This window comes from Cohnella herbarum (assembly GCF_012849095.1).
GTDB classification, from domain to species: domain Bacteria; phylum Bacillota; class Bacilli; order Paenibacillales; family Paenibacillaceae; genus Cohnella; species Cohnella herbarum.
Window position 1 is genome coordinate 8,240,089 of record NZ_CP051680.1, and the last position, 17,632, is coordinate 8,257,720.

A 17,632-nucleotide genomic window follows, 5' to 3' on the forward strand; every position below is an offset into this window, starting at 1 on the left:
TTATGCAAGCATCTCATCTGATTCATACGATCGACGTTCATGTCGCGGGATGGCCGATAAGATTGGTGAACGGAACGATAATAGGCGATGAGAACGACGAGATGTCGTTTTCCGAGGAAGCTCGAAAAATCTGGGAAGACGAAAACTCGATCCTTCATTGGTTGCAGAGGGAGCCGCGAGGCCATGCGGCGATGAGAGTGGCGATTGTCGATTCATCGCGGCCTAACGAAGTTCGCATGCTCGTTTTCGATTCGGAAGGACCTTGTCGCGGGGATAGCTTAGACGCTGCGTGCGCCATTGTCGCTAAGGCGGAATTAATCGCTGGAAACGATGCATCTATTCGAACGCCAGGACACTGCTATAAGGCAATTACGCGTAAGTTGGGTACATCCGTCGATGAGATCCTTATTGAAGGGGAGTTGTCGGAATGCGTCTCGCTAGATGAAATCATCCATGCGGGAGGCCGCGATTTCATCGTGGACCGAGCGATTTGCGGCAACGAATACGTCATTGTTAACGCGGAAGCGGCGGGGTTAGCATTGTCGCTCTCTCATCGATCGGCGTTGGAACGGGTAGCGAGACAAATCGCAATGGAGGCGACCATTCGCCGGCAGGAGGCCGGGGAAAAACCTTTCTTCGAGCCCAAAGACGCTCTAGCGGGTTTGCGGATCGTAATCGCGGATAAGAGAGTTGAACGGGAGGGTCATCTTCGCATGGCGGTATGCAACGAGAATGGCAAATTGCTCCGCGCGCCCGAGGGCGGAGCAATCGGGGCGATACTTGCAGTCATGTCCCGTAGATGCGACGAGATAAACCCATCGGGCATCATCGTAGAAGGACTTTCCGGCGGCGTTCTTCATGGAGCCGTCAAAAGCGGCCGCGTGAACGAAGGGCGGGAGCAACTGTTATGGGAATTGCGCGGTCGCGCCTTCGTAACCGGCTCCCATCAATTCCTCTTGGACCCGGAAGACCCTTTGCCTCGAGGCTTCTTGCTCCGTTAAGTCCGCGCTATGGCCGCTATTTGATGTTTAAATGTTTGCGATAATAGGCGTTTCTGTATCCGGTGGGAGTCAAATGTTCGTATTTACGAAAAAGTCTAATAAAATACTTCTCGTCGGACATTCCGATGTCGAAAGCGATCTGTTTAACCGTGCGATTGGAGCTCGTAAGAAGCGATTTGGCTCGGGCCATTTTCTGGATATGGATATATTCCTGAAGGTTCATCCCCATCGTTCTCTTGAACAGCCTAGATAAGTAATCGCGATTGTAGCCGTATTTCTCGGCTATGAACGATACGGTTAAAGGCTCGGCGGCATGAACCCGGATCCATTCCACGATCGAGGAGACGAGCGGGTCGGGCGAATAGCGTTTGCCGTGTATAAGGCCGCTCTCCGCTTGCTCCGCGAGTTCGAGCACGATCGAAGTAGCCGCATAGTGAAGGGCTCGCCGATAATGAAGCTTCGAGTTCGCCAGATGCTGGAGCTGTTGGAAAAGAACATCGATACGTTCGTTGCTGCTTAAACGGAAAAATAACGGGAGGAAAAGGGAGCCGTTGATGGAGGAGAGAAATTCGTTGGATTGCCCGAGCAGACGGGCTTGTTCCCATTCCTCTTCGCCGCAAAATTGCAAAGCGTCCGTACATAGAAAATGAAACCAGTAGAAGGATAGCGCTCCGTCGCTCGGTTGATAGCCGGAATGCGGGATCCCGGGCGGGATAAGCAAGGCGGTTCCCGGCGATACGCAATACCGTTCGTCGTCTTGCTCGATGTAAAGCGTGCCCCGAACGCCGACGATGAACTCGTAGCTGTCGATCTTACGGCTCGAATGGGTCCAAGGGACGGGGGAATGAAATTGTCCCGAGGATAGGAATTCCAATGGTTTACGGATATCGAGTTTGACGAATCGCAAGCGACAGCGCTCCCTTTCCATGATTCCGGATAGGGTTATTATACAATATCGCTTATGCGCGAGTAACCGTTTGCAGCGAAGATTCGCGCACGACGAGACGGTGAGGGATAATCTGGCGCGTCGTGATCTCGACTTGCTGGATCATCCGCAGCACCATTTGCGAAGCGGTATAGCCGAGCTGATAGGTGCCTACGTCGATACTTGTAATAGGAGGCATCGTTAATTCGGATAAGGCGATATTGTTGAAGCTGACGATGGCTACGTCTTGAGGGATCCGGTAGCCTAATTCGGCCAGCCCTTTCAGAACGCCGAACGCGACGAAATCGTCAATGACGACCAATGCGGTAGGAGGCTCCGGCTGGGACATGATGGATGCCATTGCGCGATATCCGCTTTCGAGGAGGAACTCTCCTTCTACGACCCAGCTTTGTTTGATCGGCAAATTAGCTTCCGAGAGAGCTTTGGTATACCCTGCCATGCGATCTTGCGTCATGGCTAGCTTGGTCGGGCCGCTTACGAATCCGATTCGCCGCTGCCCCTGGGCGATCAAATGTTTCGTGGCGTCATACGCGGCTAACACGTTGTCGTTGTCCACCGACGGAACGTCTTCGTAGTCCAAACTTCTTCCGATGAGAGCGAAGGGAACTTTTTCCTTCCGCAGGAAAGCGATAATCGGATCGGATGAACGCGAATAGAGCAACAGCAAGCCGTCGATTCGCCCGCCCCGAACGAGCCGGGTAACGGTTTCTAACTCCTCTTGCTCGTTGCTTCCCGCCGCCATCAGCAAGTCGTATCCCGCACGGGTCAGTTGCGCAAGAACCCCTCTTATTAATTCGTAAAAGAAAAAGTTGAGCAGCAACTCTTCGGCAGGCTTCGGTAGAACGACCGCGATCGTGCGGGTTGTTCTGGAAACGAGGCTTTTCGCCATCAAATTCGGATGATATCCTAATTCTTCCATAATTTCTTTTACTTTTCTACTCGTTTCCGCGCTGATCCGGGGATGTTCGGCAATGACCCTGGACACCGTTGAAGGAGATACGCCCGCTTTTTTGGCTACATCTTTTATCGTTACCGTCATAATAGCGATCTTCCTTTTCGATTCATTATGATTATTCCTATTGTATCTTAACTTGGATGAATACGTAATGATGAACATTACGAGTTTTGTGCCATCGTTGCGCAAGTATGCGATTACAGCGTGCTATTATTGCACAGATATGCGATTACATTGTGCCATATGTGGCGCAAACGCACAATAATAGCGATTTTTCGTAAATAGGAGATATTCGGAGTAAATTTGAATAAACATACGTTTTTCCATAGATTTTTAACTGTGCAAACGGTTTACTTTTCCGTGAAAACAATTATTATAAAACTATGTTCAAAAGCGCTTACATCATCCGGAAATGCTTAGCTGACCGCGGTTTCATCGGATTTCAGAATTATTTTGCGGATTTGTACAAACGTTTGCACAATAATCTGAAATTCAGAAATTGGGAATCATTAAGTTATGGGATGTTGCAATCGCACCAAATCATGGAATTAAGAGAGGGGTTCTACATTTTTATGAACAAATCCAAATGGTTACTCGTGTCTCTCGTGCTTGCGATGGTATTCGTGCTTGCGGCATGCGGCGGCAAAGAGAATAACGACGCATCTTCGACGCCTAGCGCAAGCGCCCCGGCAGCTACTGAAAGCGCAAGCGCTCCTGCCTCCGAAGAAGCACCGGCAGAAGAGTATTTGCCCGAAGAAGGAGCTAAGCTGGTCGTATGGTATTCCGCTAGCGAGAAAGCTCTCGTTGACGAAGCGGCTAAACTTTACAAAGAAAAATACGGCATCGACATCGAATATCAAGACGTAGGTCCGGATAAGTCGATCGAGAAAATGATCACGGACGGTCCTGCCGGAGTAGGCGCGGACGTATTCTTGGCCGTACATGACCGTTTGGGCTCCGCGGTTCAAGCCGGCGTCGTTCTTCCGAACGATCTTCACGGCGAAGAGTCCACCGCAAACAATTCCGATAAATCGGTAGAAGCATTGACGATCGACGGTCAATTGTACGGCTATCCGATGTCCGTTGAGACAACGGCCGTGTTCTACAACAAAGATCTGTTCCCCGATACGAACGGAGAAGCTCCGAAGGACTGGAACGGAGTTATCGAATTCGCTAAAAAGTTCAATGACGCGAAAGCACAAAAATACGCGTACATGTGGGAAGTCGGCAATGGTTACTGGAGCTGGGGCTTCTTCGGCGGATACGGCGGATACGTATTCGGCAAAGACGGCACGGATCCCGCCGATATCGGTCTGAACAACGCCGGTAGCGTTGAAGCGGCTAAATTCTTCGGTAGCTTAAAAAATCTAATTCTTCCAATTAAAGCAGCGGATATTAAAGCCGACATCAAAACGAGCTTGTTCAACGAAGGCAAACTGGCAATGAACGTCAGCGGTCCTTGGCAAGTGGGGGAATTCAAAAAATCCGTAGCTAATCTTGGCGTAATGGAATATCCGACCTTGCCTAACGGCAAACCGATGATGCCGTTCTCCGGCGTTAAAGGCTTCTTGGTCAACGCGAACACGAAATATCCGATCGCGGCGAAATTGTTCGCGGAACTTATTTCTTCCGAAGCGCTTCAAGCGAAAAACTTCGAATTGTTCGGAAGCTTGCCTTCCAACAAAAACGTGGCGGCAAGCGCGACGGTAAGCGGCGATCCGTTCGCAAGCGTGTTCTTGAAACAATTCGACAATTCCACTCCGATGCCTAAGATCGCGGAAATGGCCGGCTTCTGGGGAACTCATGAAGCTGCGCTCTCTTCCCTCTGGAACGACGGAGCGGATGCTCAAACGACTATGGACGATTGGGCTAAAAAAGTAAAAGACAGCAACGCTGCCGCGCAGTAATCTTCGTTCGGCATTCATAAATACCATTCACCCGCCGCTCATCGGCGGGTGTAATGGGTTCAGAAAGGAGATGACTCAGCTTGAAGCAAAATTCGGTAGCCGCCGGTTGGCTTTCGGTATTGTGTGCCGGCTTGGGACAGTGGTATAACAAGCAATACTCCAAAGGCCTGCTGTTCGTACTTATTCATGCTACTGGGGTTTATCTTATCTCGACGACGTTATTAACTAAAATTAAAGGGCTAATTACTCTTGGCGATCAAGGGCAGCACCTGGAAAAAGTAGGCAAAATATTCAAAAACGTTCCGGGAGACCACTCCATTTTCATGATGATTTACGGGGTTCTCTCTGTCATTATTGTGGCTCTGTATATCGTCTTCTATATTTTGAATATTCGCGATGCCGTAGCTGTAGGCCGTAAACGGGACAGCGGCAGTGCCGTGAAGGGATTAAACAACGATATTTTCCCTTGGGCGCTTCTAGCGCTGCCGATTATCGGAGTCCTGTTCTTCACGATCATGCCTATCGTGTTTACTTCTTTACTCGCATTTACCAACTACGCTTCGCCCAATCATATACCGCCGAAAAATTTGGTGGACTGGGTCGGGTTCGACACCTTTCACAAGCTGTTTAACATGAACGTCTGGGCCGATACCTTTACGGGGGTTCTGACCTGGACGATTATTTGGGCGGTATTAGCTACCGTTACCTGTTATTTCGGAGGAATTCTGGTTGCGTTGCTCATCAATCAACAGGGGATCAAGCTGAAAGGCTTCTGGAGAATGCTGTTTATTATCCCTTATGCGATTCCTCAATTTGTTTCCTTGCTGATTATGAGAAATATGCTGAACGAGAAGTTCGGACCGATAAACCAATATTTCAGATATTTCGGTTTGGAAGGATTGCCTTGGCTGAACGATCCGTTCTGGGCAAAAGTATCCGTTATCGTCGTCAACATGTGGATCGGAATACCGGTTTCGATGGTACTCGTCATGGGAATCTTGACGACGATCCCGAAAGACTTGTACGAGGCAGCAGACGTAGACGGAGCGTCCGCGTGGATGAAATTCCGCAATATCACGATGCCTTATGTCCTGTTTGCGACGGCGCCGATCTTGATTACGCAGTTTGCGGGCAATATCAACAGCTTTAACGTAATCTTCCTTCTGACCAGCGGTAATCCCGCGACGATGAAGTACAACAACGCGGGACAGACGGATCTGCTCGTCACCTGGTTGTATAAGCTGACGCTCGATTTCAACCAGTACAATATCGCGGCTACCGTAGCGATCCTGCTATTCCTGATCATCGCCGTAATGTCGGTTCTGTTATATAGCAGAACTAGATCGTTCAAGGAGGAGGACATGATCCAATGAAACCGCGCATACTTTTCAGCTACCTATTGTTGATCTTGATCGCGATAGCCTGTATCTATCCGGCGTTATGGACGATCTTGTCCTCCTTCAGGGAAGGCAATTCCTTATTCAGCGATACGATTATTCCGAAAAAATGGACATTAGACCACTATCGGGATCTGTTCGTAGAGAGAACCGATAGGGCGATTCCTTATGCGACCTGGTACTTGAACACGTTGAAAGTGGCCGTGGCAAGCATGGTGCTTGGAACGCTTATCCAGCTATTGACGGCTTACGCCTTCTCGCGATTCCGCTTTAAAGGCCGCAAATCCATGCTCATGATCGTATTGATCCTCGGCATGTTCCCGGGTTTCTTAAGCCTTATTGCGATTTTTACGATTCTTAACACGCTGAATCTTCTTGATTCCTTGTGGGCTCTTATCCTCGTTTATTCTGCCGGAGCGGCTCTTGGGATGTTCGTGGCCAAAGGGTTCTTCGATACGATTCCGAGAAGCTTGGAAGAAGCGGCCAGAATCGATGGAGCCAGCCATATGAAGATCTTCGTCAGCATTATCCTGCCGTTGTCGAGACCGATTATTACTTACATCTCTCTTACGACTTTTGCAGGCGCATGGGTAGACTTCATTTTCGCGAGAGCGATTCTAAGAACGCCGGAAAACTGGACGTTAGCCGTCGGACTGTGGAATATCATCGACGCTTATAACAGTACCGAGTTTACCTTGTTCGCAGCCGGATGCGTCCTTGTGGCGATCCCGATTACGCTTCTGTTCATGTACACGCAACGATTCTTGGTGGACGGCTTAACCGCGGGAGCGTCTAAAGGATGAAGAAGACGATCAAGCAAACGCTTGGGCTCTTCACCGCGACGTTACTGCTGGCCGGGTGTACCTCCGCTCCCCCTGCGGAGTCTCCGGCAGCGTTACAGTCTCTTCAACCTATCCCCCCGAAGGTAGAAGGACCAACGAACGTGTATTACGAAGTATTCGTGCGATCTTTCGCGGATTCGAATAACGACGGCATCGGAGATTTGAACGGATTGACGGATAAGCTGGACTATCTGGACCGATTAGGGGTAGACGGGCTTTGGTTAATGCCGATTCAACCTTCGCCGAGTTATCATGGCTACGATGTAACCGACTATTACGGGATTCATCCCGACTACGGCACGATGGAAGATTTCAAACGGCTAATCGCGGAAGCTCACAAGAGAGATATTCGCATCCTGATGGATTTAGTCGTCAATCATTCCAGCGTGGAGCACCCGTGGTTCGTAGATTCGGCAGCAAGCAAGGAAAGTCCTTATCGGAATTGGTACACCTGGGTAGACGATGCCGAGAGCGCCCGGCCGGCGGACGGCGCGACGGGAAGCGCCCCATGGCATGAAACCGAGAACGGCCAATATCTTGGCGTGTTCTGGGGAGGGATGCCGGATTTGAACTTCGATAACCCGGAAGTGCGCAAGGAAATGGTGGCCGTCGGCCAGTATTGGCTCAAGGAAGGCGTTGACGGCTTCCGGTTGGATGCCGCCAAGCACATTTTCGGAGATTTCAAATCGACGATCGCGACTCCCGCCGTTCAAGGCAAGAATAAAGCCTGGTGGCAGGAATTCAGACAGGGCATGAACGCCGTTAATCCGGAAGCTTATCTGGTGGGAGAAGTATGGGACGGAGCTTCTATCGTAGCTCCTTACTTGGACAATGCGCTGGACTCCGCCTTTAACTTCGATCTGGCAGGGACGCTCCTGGGCGCGGCGACTTCTGAGTCGGGTGCTAGCATCGGCTTCACCCTGTCCCGGATGCACGAATATTTCGCGAAAACTTCAAATGGCAAATTCGTGGATGCGCCGTTTCTGTCCAATCACGACCAGACCCGCGTCATGAGCGCCGTCGGCAACAACGTCGATCATGCGAAGCTGGCAGCCTCGCTGCTGCTTACGATGCCGGGAAATCCTTTCATCTATTATGGCGAAGAACTGGGAATGAGCGGAATGAAGCCGGACGAGAAGCTCCGCGAGCCGTTTCCGTGGGCTGCCGAAGCCGGGAAATCCGGCGAGACGACCTGGGAAAGCTCGAGTTACCGGGCTGAGGGAGTATCCGTGGAGGAGCAAGAGGAAGCGCCCGATTCTCTGCTGAATCACTATCGCACGCTGATTTCCTGGCGGGCGATGGAGAAGCCGCTCAGGGAAGGAACGATCGCTTACTATGATACGGACAATCCGTCCTTAACCTCGTATGTTAGAGCGAGCGGAGAAGAGCAGGTATTGGTCGTTCACAATATGTCGAAGGAACCTCAGAGCTTAACGCTGCAAGCGACGAAGGCGCAGCCTATTGCGTTCGCAAAGTTGGCACTGACGAATAACGGCGACGCTAAGCTGGACAATCAAGTTCTCGAGCTTCCGCCGTACTCAACGGTCGTGCTTAAGCCTTAACCGAATCTTGACGACAAGTTTCCCCCGAACCTGAACCCCCTTCAGGTTCGCGGGGATTTTTTATTGTAAAGGAAATTTTACTCGATCAAAAATTGCGGATAACGCGTCGGCTGGTAGCGTGGCTAAACTTCTTTGCTTGATTCTACGGAATCTAGCTCCTGAGCAAAGCACCCATATCCAATCGGATATGGGTGTGCAGGGATATGCAGTTCACTCAGGTTGCCGGGAAATAGCGGTTGATGGAAAAAATGATTAAAAAAATTAAAATAACCGCTAAATGATAAGATCTCGCGTTGCGCCCTCTGTCGGCTAGCAGGCAGAGTCACCCGGTAGGGGGATTGCGTTGTTCTGCGAACGCCTATGTACTCCCTTACATACAATGAAGCACTTACACGAAGGACTGGGGAGTGGCTCTGGTGGACATTCAATTAACGTCGTTGCATTGGGTGTACCTAGCTTTTATCGCCTTTATTTTAGCGCTGCTGGTCAAACGGCGGGATACGACGTTAATCTGCGTCGCGGGGATTTTCACTCTTGGCTTGATCGCGACGGAAAGCTTGAACGGTTCGGTATCCGGTATTTTCAACAGCTTTATCTATGCGACTAAGGAATTGCTCGGGACGATCTTCATTATCTCGATTATCGTCGCCATGAGCCGCGTATTGATTATTACCGGGATTAACGAAACGATGGTTAGGCCGCTTACGGGTTTTCTGCGAACGCCGACGCTGGCTTTCTGGGGTATCGGGATCATTATGCTCGTTACGTCGCTGTTTTTCTGGCCATCTCCGGGGGTTGCCCTGATTGGTGCGGTGCTGCTTCCCGTAGCGCTGCGCGTCGGTTTGCCCGCTCTAGGAGCGGCCATCGCGATGAACCTGTTCGGACATGGCATCGCGCTTTCCGGCGACTATATCATTCAAGGCGCTCCCAAACTGACGGCGGACGCGGCCGGTCTGCCGGTGTCTCAAGTGATGGAGGCTAGCATCCCTCTTGTTATCATTATGGGTTTGGTGACGACGATCGTCGCCTTCTGGATGATGCGCAAGGACATGAAAAACGGAAAGTGGAGAGACGGATTGGTAGCCGGAGCGGGAACCGGAGTCGAGGGCGGCGGAAAAACAACGGTCATTTTGCCGCATGCGATGAAACGGGTATTGGCGATCGTGATCCCGATTTTGTTCGCCATCGATGTGGTTGCCATGTTCGTGTTCGATCTCCAAGGCGGAGATGCCACCGCATTGATCGGCGGAACCGCGGTCATCATTCTTATCGGCGTGACGATGCTTGCCCATCGGAATAAAGGACTGGAGGAAACGACCTCGTATTTAATCGAGGGCTTTCAGTTCGGATTTCGCGTATTCGGACCGGTTATCCCGATCGCCGCTTTCTTCTACCTAGGGGACTCGGCGTTCAAGGATTTATTCGGAGACGCGATGCTGCAAGGCTCGCACGGGATCGTCAACGACCTGGGCGTAGCGTTGGCGAATCACGTGCCGGTGAACGGAGCGGTGGCCTCCGTTACTTTAACGGCAACCGGCGCGATTACGGGCCTGGATGGGTCGGGCTTCTCAGGCATCTCTCTCGTCGGCTCCATCGCGCACATGTTCTCGACGGCCCTCGGAACGGGAGCCGCGACTTTAACCGCGCTCGGTCAGGTTGCCGCGATCTGGGTCGGCGGCGGAACGCTTATTCCGTGGGCGCTCATCCCGGCGGCTGCCATCTGCGGAGTAAGCCCGTTCGAGCTCGCTCGGCGCAACTTGAAACCGGTCGTTATCGGTCTTGCCGTAACGACGCTAGTGGCCATATTTTTGGTTTGATTGGGGCGGAAAATAGGCGGCATCCCGCGCCATAGTCGGAAAAACCGACTATATGAGCGGGGCAATACGAATTCCCTTCGCCATAGTCGGAAAAGCCGACTATAAGAGCGGGGCAATAGGAATTCCCTTCGCCATAGTCGGAAAAACCGATTATAAGAGCGGGGCAATAGGAATTCCCTTCGCCATAGTCGGAAAAACCGACTATAAGAGCGGAGCAATGGGAAATCCCTTCGCCATAGTCGGAAAAACTGACTATAAACCCAAGCCGATACCGGTCAAAGAAGACCATCAGGATAAATTTCCTGACGGTCTTCTTTATTATCCTAATAGTCGAATCAACTTATGATGTTGGTTCTCGCCATAACTTCCTTAGTTCGCTCTGAGGATCGCGAATCCGACGGGAGGCAGCGCTACTTGCACCTTGGTTCCTGTCGAGTCGACCTGAGCCTCGCCGAAAACGACCTCATACGAGGAAGCTTTTCCAGCCGCGACAACAACGGTTGCATCGACGTTTCCGGCGTTCAGCGCGATAAAGAACTTCTCGCAGTCATACTCGCGCGCGAAGGCTACCGCTTGGATGCCTGATTCGGAATAAAGCAGCTCGTACGTTCCGTCTCTTAGAGCGCGGTGGTCTTTGCGAAGCTTGATGAGTTCCGCGAAGAAGCGGAACAGATCCCGATCCTGCTTCGACTCGTCCCATTCCATGCATTTGCGGCAACCGGGATCGTGCTCTCCGGTCAAACCGACTTCGTCGCCGTAGTATACGCAAGGCGTTCCCGATAACGTGAATTGAATTACGGTCGCAAGCTTCATCCGCCGCTTATCTTCCCCGCATATCGTGAGCAATCTCGGGGTGTCATGGCTGCCGAGCAGGTTAAAGGCGACTTCGGCTGCTTGTTGCGGGTAAGCGGCATGCAAGTATCCGACCAGATCCGCGAATTGGCGTCCGTCGCGGGTTTCCTTCACGGCATAATCAAGTATCGCGTCGGTTAGCGGATAATTCATGACCGCATCGAATTGATCGCCGGCCAGCCAAGGCTGGGAATCGTGCCAGATTTCCCCGAGGATGTACGCTTCCGGGTTCGCGGCTTTGACCACGTCGCGGAATTTCCTCCAGAAACGGTGGTCCACCTCGTTGGCAACGTCCAAGCGCCAGCCGTCTACTCCGATCTCTTCGATCCAATAGCGGGCGACTTCGAGCAAATATTGCTGCACCTCGGCATTTTCCGTGTTCAGCTTGGGCATATGCGCCTCGAAGGCGAACGTATCGTAAGTCGGTACGCGATCCCGGACTTCGAGGGGGAATTCGCGTACGTGGAACCAATCCGCGTAGCGGGACTCCGCGCCGTTCTCCTTCACGTCGAGGAACGGAGGGAACCGACCGCCGCTATGGTTGAAGACGGCATCCAGCAGAACCTTGATCCCGCGCGAGTGACAGGCTTCCACCAATTCCTTCATTTTCTCGTTCGTGCCGAAATGCGGATCGATCTTGAGATAGTCGATCGTATCGTATTTGTGGTTGGTCGGGGCTTCGAATAGCGGATTAAAATAAATCGCGTTAACGCCAAGCTCGGTAAGATAGTCAAGATGGTCGATGATTCCTTGCAAATCCCCGCCGAAGAAATTGTGCGGTTTCGGTTCGCCTCCCCAAGGTTCCGCATCTTCGGGATCGATCGATGGATCTCCGTTGGCGAAGCGCTCGGGGAAAATTTGATAGAAAATGGCATCTTTGACCCACGATGGCGGGGTAAACACGTCCGCGGGATTGAGAAAAGGGAAATCGAAATAAAGGTTTTGGTTTTCAGGTTCGCTCTCGTGGAACCCTTGTTCGTTTAGCCATATCGTATCGTTAGCGGATTGAAACTTAAAACCGTATTTCAGCCTGCGAAAAGTCGGTTTGACTTCCGCATGCCAGTAGTCGAATAAGTGATCCCGAGAAATGACGTTCATGTCGATCTTTTGCGAGCCTATGACGGACCAACTGTATTTATCGCCATGGATTAAGGTAACTTTGACGACATCATCCCTTTTGGTGCGGACGCGTATATGGATCGTTTCGCGGTCGTAAGCATAGGACCAGTTATTTTTCGGACGGTGGTAAATGGCTTCTCTAAGCATGGTAGGAGCTCCTTTTGTCTGAGAAATAAGGCTAGTCTTTCCAGAAAAACAAAAAAAGGCGCAACCCGGGAACGTTCGCTCCGAGGTTGTGCCTTTGGTCGTTAGACTGGGCAACAGTGCCTTTAACTTTGATTTCTGTATTATACGATATAATGTACCCAATTGGAATCACTAAAAAAAATGAACCGAACCGACCCAACCGACATCTAACTTAAAGAGGTCGTTCATAAAGTCGACTTTTGATCACGAAGGGAAGTAAAAGAGGGGAGGAGCTCCATTGTCGGAACTGGCGTGGAAGACGGATGTGCAATTGGCGTGTTCCGGCGACCGGGATGCCTTTGCCAGGCTCATACGCGAGATGCAAAACGAACTGTACGGAATGGCCAGAACGTTGCTGAACAAGGATGAAGATTGCGCCGACGCGATCCAAGAGGCGATTCTGAAAGCTTACAAGGGCATACCGAAGCTTAGGGAACCGGGGTATTTTCGGACTTGGATGCTGCGGATTCTGATTCACGAATGCCGGCAAATCTATCGCAAGCAGAAGCGAACGTCCCCCTCGGATAACTTGCCGGAAAGAGCGGCGAAGGCGACGGAGAGCGATCTGGACCTAAGACAAGCCGTCGAAAGGTTGGAAGAGCCGCTGAGATTGTTAGTTAAGCTCCATTATTTCGCGGATTTGCCGTTATCGCAGATCGCGGAGATGATGGACGTGTCCGAAGGGACGTTGAAATCGAGACTGCATCGGGCAAGGCGTTATTTGGCAAAATGGTTGAATCTGCCGGAGAGAGGGGAAGTCGGATATGAGTTCCAATGAATTGGACTTGCTTCTTAGGGACGGAGGGCTGGCTAAGTCGTCGCTCTTGCCTTCGATCGTGACTAAGCGAATCGAGGAGACGTTACATAGTTTGCCTGCAAGAAGCACGTTAGAACGCAGGACGAAACGGTTACGCGCTTATGCGATAACGGCCGCGTCCATAGCGGTTGTCGGAGGGGCGTTCGCGAGTTACGTCGTATTTTCAAGGGATCAGCCCACGGATATGGCGATATTGCCGCAACGCAGCGCAACAGAGCACCAATCGGAAACCGTTCGGACCCCCGTGATCGGCTCCTTGCTGGATGATTCGGATATGGAGAAGAACGGGCCGAGCGTAACGGATCAAGGAATTACGCTAATGATTCGAGACGTTACTTATGATGGCTATGAGATGGCGATACGGTATTCCGTTAAAGCGGATAAGGAAATAGACGGTTACTATATGGATGCAGTCTTGGCCATGGATAATCGCGAGATTGGAAAAGTAGGTTACGTAAATTCGAAGGAACAAAATCAATTGAATCACCGTTACGAGAAGTTCGATTCCGACCGATACGAAGGCGCCATAAATACTTGGAAGCTGGGTTACTCGGATTATCGTCCGAAGTCCTTTCGCTTAAAAGTGAACGCCACGAATATTGGCGGCCAAGCCGGACAGTGGTCGTTGGATATTCCCGTATCCCGAACCCCGGACATTATCGAAATCAATCCCGATCTAACCAAGAAGGATGATGTAGGCACCCTTGCAATCGATAGAATCGTCCTCTCGAAACTGTCCATGCAATTGCATTATCGATTCGAGCATAATGGGCCGGACGACGAATCTTGGTTAGGGGTAGAGGTGACCGACGAGCAAGGCTATCATTACGGAAGTCACGTATCGAGAAGCGATCACGACTTAGGATATATGGATCTGATACCCGTGACGAACGGAGCAAAAACCTTGATTGTTCGTCCATTCTATGACGACGACCGAAACAATATTAACATAGAGTTAGCGGACCTCTATCATACTTCGATGCTAAGGCAGCCAACGGAAGACGAACCTCTGATTCTTCCTATGGGAGAAGCGGGAGATCTGAAAATTACGAAAATCGAGTACTTGGCGGACAAAACGGTCGTTTATACGAAGGATCCTATTCCAAGCGGTTCAGGGTTTGCCATCCAAGACGAGAACGGCAATCTGGTTCCTATTATCACGTTGGCAATAGACGGGGAGACCGAGTTTAAACCGATCCCCAAGGATGCCCGGTTGACGTTCCTTACCCGGCCGACTTTCCCTCGGATCTATATCCCCGAGCTCGAGGTGCGCGTAGACTTGCCCCAACGGTAATTGTGATATAATGCAGGAACAATGTTGGGTAATGGGGGAAAGATGAAAGTGGATAATCCGATCGCGTTAAGAGAATGGGCGGTAGCCGTCAAGGCGCTCGAGGCAGGCAGGCAAGTCATCGTATTGCGCAAAGGCGGAATTTCCGAGGAGACTAAGGAATTCAGGTTGGAGAGCCCGCGGTTTTATTTATTTCCTTCCTTCGAGCATCAAAGACCTCACCTGGTCAAATTGGAAGCGAGCGATATGGTCGCTTTAACGCAAGCCGAGGCGGAGCAATTCACTGGCCAGGTTCGCATCTCTTCCTTCGCGGAAGTCGTCGAAGATATCGAAATCACGGATACGGAGACGTTGCAAAGATTAGACGACCTGCATGTATGGACGGAGGATTACGCGGAGGAACGGTTAAAGTGGAAAAAAACGAAACCTCTGCACGTCTTGATCCTTAGGGTGTATAAGTTGGACGCACCGCAGGTTATTCCGATGCGGGAAAGCTACGGCGGTTGTAAATCATGGCATCGTCTCGAGGACATCTTAACGGTGCCGATGAAACCCGTTTTGAGCGATAGCGAATTCGAACGGCAAGTCGAAGCGGTAAGAAAACAAATCCTTGAATAAGTCAAAATGACCATTCCGGACCTTCTTTTCCTAGCGGGAAGAGGCCCGGTTTGCTTTTTTGGCGTTTCTTTCATAAAATTGTTATTGAGAATCATTGAGAATCAGTTTAGAATGATTATAAATAAGGATTAGATAAGCGGGGCTCAATAAGTCGGAAATACGACTTGTCGAACCGCTTCCGTAGATCCTGTAGAAACCTGGAGGTAACGTATGTCTACTCAATTCGAAATTCAAGGGCTTAAATCGTCCATAGAGGGCAAAGAGATTTTGAAAGGAATCGACCTTAAAATAAAAGGCGGCGAAGTTCATGCGATCATGGGCCCCAACGGTACCGGTAAAAGCACGTTGGCATCCGCGCTCATGGGACATCCTAAATATGAGGTAACCGACGGTTCCGTAACGCTGAACGGGGAAGACGTATTGGATATGGGAGTGGACGAGCGTGCTCGCGCAGGTCTATTCCTAGCCATGCAGTATCCTAGCGAAATTACCGGAGTGACGAACGCCGACTTCTTGCGCAGCGCCATCAACGCCCGTCGCGAGGAAGGCAACGAGATTTCCCTCATTAAATTCGTTCGCCAAATGGAAGGCAAAATGAAAGAGCTTGAAATGAACCCAGAGTTCATGCATCGCTACTTGAACGAAGGCTTCTCCGGCGGAGAGAAAAAACGGAACGAAATTTTGCAAATGATGCTGCTAGAGCCTAAACTCGTTATTTTGGACGAAATCGACTCCGGTCTCGACATCGATGCCCTTCGCATCGTAGCCGAAGGCGTGAACGCGATGCGTTCCGAAGATCGCGGTTTCTTGATCATCACTCACTATCAGCGGTTGCTGAACTATATTACGCCTGATTACGTACACGTTATGATGCAGGGCCGCATCGTGAAATCCGGCGGACCGGAGCTAGCGCAACGTCTCGAAGCTGAAGGTTACGATTGGGTTAAAGAAGAACTGGGCATCGTCGACGAGACCGTCGGCCAAGCTTAATAGAGGGGGGCAAAGCAATCATGAGTACACCAACCACCTCTTTCGGCCGCGAGGCGGCTGCCAGTATCGCGCGCAGCAAGAACGAGCCGGCTTGGCTCGTCGCCTTGCGCGAAGAAGCCGGACAATTGGCAACGGAATTAAATCTTCCGAAGCCGGAGAAGCTTCCGTTAACGCGTTGGACGTTGGATCAATACGGCGTGAACCGTGCGGGACAGAACGCGGGTTCCGTTTCCGACTTGCCTGCCGCGATCGTGGCATTGTTGCCTGAAGAAAACAGCGGCGCGTTAATCGTTCAACATAATTCTTCCGTCGTCTACACGCACCTGTCCGAAGAACTTAAGGCGCAAGGCGTTATTCTGTCCAGCTTGGAAGACGCTGCCCGTAACCACGAAGAACTGTTTCGCAAGCATTTCATGACGCAATATACGAAAGATGAACATAAATTGGCTGCCGTGCATGCCGCATTGTGGAACGGCGGAGTGTTCTTGTACGTGCCTCGCAACGTGAGCATCGAAGCGCCGATTCAAGCGCTATTGTTCGCGGACGATGCCGAAGCGACGTTCATGCCTCACGTTCTCGTCATCGCGGATAACAACAGCCGTTTCTCCTTCGTCGAGCAGGTTGCATCCTCCTTGGGAGAAACGTCATCTACGCTGCTTCATAACAGCGCGGTTGAAGTGTTCGCTAAAGCTGGCGCGGTCGTTCAATACGCCGCCGTTCACGAGATGGACATCAGCGCGATCGACATCGCTTACCGTCGCGCGATTCTGGACAGCGATGCCCGGATCGAGTGGATCGTCGGGGATTTGCATAACGGGAATTCCATTACGGATACGAAATCCGTGCTTAAAGGCAACGGATCGACGTCCGATTCCAAAATTATTTCCATCGGCACGGGAAATCAGCGCATGAGCCTGACGACGCAAGCCGTTCACTTCGGTCGTTCAACCGAGAGCGATATGATTACGCGCGCGGTCATGAAAGAAGAAGCGACCGCGATTATTAACGGGATTACGAAGATCGAGAAAGGCGCGACGAAAGCGAACGGCCAACAAACGGAGAAAGTTCTGATGTTGAGCCCGAAAGCGCGCGGAGACGCCAACCCGATTCTTCTCATCGACGAAGACGATGTTAAAGCAGGACACGCCGCTAGCGTTGGTCAAGTTAACGCCGATCAAATCTATTATTTGATGTCACGGGGCATTGCTCGTACCGAAGCGGAACGCCTTATCATTCACGGATTCCTTGATCCGGTCGTATCGGAGATTCCGCTGAAAGGGCTGCGAGAGCAACTGCACCGCATCCTCGAAAGAAAGCTGGGCTAACAAATGG

General features: G+C 51.2%; 15 protein-coding genes. 12 read left to right on the plus strand and 3 right to left on the minus strand.

What is annotated here, in order from left to right:
• Positions 1–2 precede the first annotated feature (2 nt).
• Positions 3–1,001 (plus strand): proline racemase family protein, encoded by a 999-nt coding sequence (locus tag HH215_RS34585; RefSeq protein ID WP_169284061.1) that lies wholly within the window; start codon positions 3–5, stop codon positions 999–1,001.
• A 16-nt stretch (positions 1,002–1,017) separates the two neighbouring features.
• Here HH215_RS34585 and HH215_RS34590 read toward each other — a convergent pair whose 3' ends face one another.
• Both HH215_RS34590 and HH215_RS34595 read right to left on the minus strand, forming a co-directional pair.
• Positions 1,018–1,908: an AraC family transcriptional regulator gene (locus tag HH215_RS34590; protein WP_169284062.1), complete on the minus strand. Its 891-nt coding sequence runs from the start codon at positions 1,906–1,908 to the stop codon at positions 1,018–1,020.
• Positions 1,909–1,960: 52 nt separating this feature from the next.
• On the minus strand, positions 1,961–2,986 hold the full coding sequence (locus HH215_RS34595; protein WP_169284063.1) for a LacI family DNA-binding transcriptional regulator: 1,026 nt from the start codon (positions 2,984–2,986) through the stop codon (positions 1,961–1,963).
• A gap of 488 nt (positions 2,987–3,474) precedes the next feature.
• On the opposite strand from HH215_RS34595, the gene HH215_RS34600 reads away from it, so the two are divergent.
• The 6 genes from HH215_RS34600 (at position 3,475) to HH215_RS34625 (ending at position 10,773) form a co-directional block, all read left to right on the plus strand.
• Positions 3,475–4,809: a sugar ABC transporter substrate-binding protein gene (locus HH215_RS34600; RefSeq protein WP_169284064.1), complete on the plus strand. Its 1,335-nt coding sequence runs from the start codon at positions 3,475–3,477 to the stop codon at positions 4,807–4,809.
• A gap of 80 nt (positions 4,810–4,889) precedes the next feature.
• Positions 4,890–6,182 (plus strand): carbohydrate ABC transporter permease, encoded by a 1,293-nt coding sequence (locus HH215_RS34605; protein WP_169284065.1) that lies wholly within the window; start codon positions 4,890–4,892, stop codon positions 6,180–6,182.
• Positions 6,179–7,009 (plus strand): sugar ABC transporter permease, encoded by an 831-nt coding sequence (locus tag HH215_RS34610; RefSeq protein ID WP_169284066.1) that lies wholly within the window; start codon positions 6,179–6,181, stop codon positions 7,007–7,009. Before HH215_RS34605 ends, HH215_RS34610 begins: the two co-directional genes overlap by 4 nt.
• Positions 7,006–8,610, plus strand: coding sequence for an alpha-amylase family glycosyl hydrolase (locus HH215_RS34615; RefSeq protein WP_169284067.1), 1,605 nt, complete (start codon positions 7,006–7,008; stop codon positions 8,608–8,610). Before HH215_RS34610 ends, HH215_RS34615 begins: the two co-directional genes overlap by 4 nt.
• A 416-nt stretch (positions 8,611–9,026) precedes the next feature.
• Positions 9,027–10,427 carry a hypothetical protein gene (locus HH215_RS34620; RefSeq protein WP_169284068.1) on the plus strand — a complete coding sequence of 467 codons (1,401 nt, stop codon included), beginning with the start codon at positions 9,027–9,029 and terminating at the stop codon, positions 10,425–10,427.
• Positions 10,428–10,479: 52 nt separating this feature from the next.
• Positions 10,480–10,773, plus strand: a complete 294-nt coding sequence (locus tag HH215_RS34625; protein WP_169284069.1) for a hypothetical protein — start codon at positions 10,480–10,482, stop codon at positions 10,771–10,773.
• A gap of 23 nt (positions 10,774–10,796) precedes the next feature.
• Here the strand turns inward: HH215_RS34625 and HH215_RS34630 are convergent, their stop codons facing one another.
• Positions 10,797–12,545: a glycoside hydrolase family 13 protein gene (locus tag HH215_RS34630; protein WP_169284070.1), complete on the minus strand. Its 1,749-nt coding sequence runs from the start codon at positions 12,543–12,545 to the stop codon at positions 10,797–10,799.
• Between the two features lie 277 nt (positions 12,546–12,822).
• Here HH215_RS34630 and HH215_RS34635 point away from each other — a divergent pair, with 277 nt between their 5' ends.
• The 5 genes from HH215_RS34635 (at position 12,823) to sufD (ending at position 17,625) form a co-directional block, all read left to right on the plus strand.
• A complete protein-coding gene (locus HH215_RS34635) occupies positions 12,823–13,362 on the plus strand; it encodes a sigma-70 family RNA polymerase sigma factor (RefSeq protein WP_254450308.1) in 540 nt (179 codons plus the stop codon).
• The gene (locus tag HH215_RS34640; RefSeq protein WP_169284071.1) at positions 13,349–14,695 is read left to right on the plus strand and encodes a DUF4179 domain-containing protein; all 1,347 of its coding nucleotides are present in this window, start codon (positions 13,349–13,351) and stop codon (positions 14,693–14,695) included. The genes HH215_RS34635 and HH215_RS34640 overlap by 14 nt, the downstream gene beginning before the upstream one ends.
• Before the next feature lie 42 nt (positions 14,696–14,737).
• Positions 14,738–15,310, plus strand: coding sequence for a DUF1802 family protein (locus HH215_RS34645; protein ID WP_169284072.1), 573 nt, complete (start codon positions 14,738–14,740; stop codon positions 15,308–15,310).
• A gap of 210 nt (positions 15,311–15,520) precedes the next feature.
• On the plus strand, positions 15,521–16,300 hold the full coding sequence (sufC, locus tag HH215_RS34650) for a Fe-S cluster assembly ATPase SufC (protein WP_169284073.1): 780 nt from the start codon (positions 15,521–15,523) through the stop codon (positions 16,298–16,300).
• A gap of 20 nt (positions 16,301–16,320) precedes the next feature.
• Positions 16,321–17,625 (plus strand): Fe-S cluster assembly protein SufD, encoded by a 1,305-nt coding sequence (gene sufD, locus HH215_RS34655; protein WP_169284074.1) that lies wholly within the window; start codon positions 16,321–16,323, stop codon positions 17,623–17,625.
• The last annotated feature ends 7 nt before the right edge of the window (positions 17,626–17,632 follow it).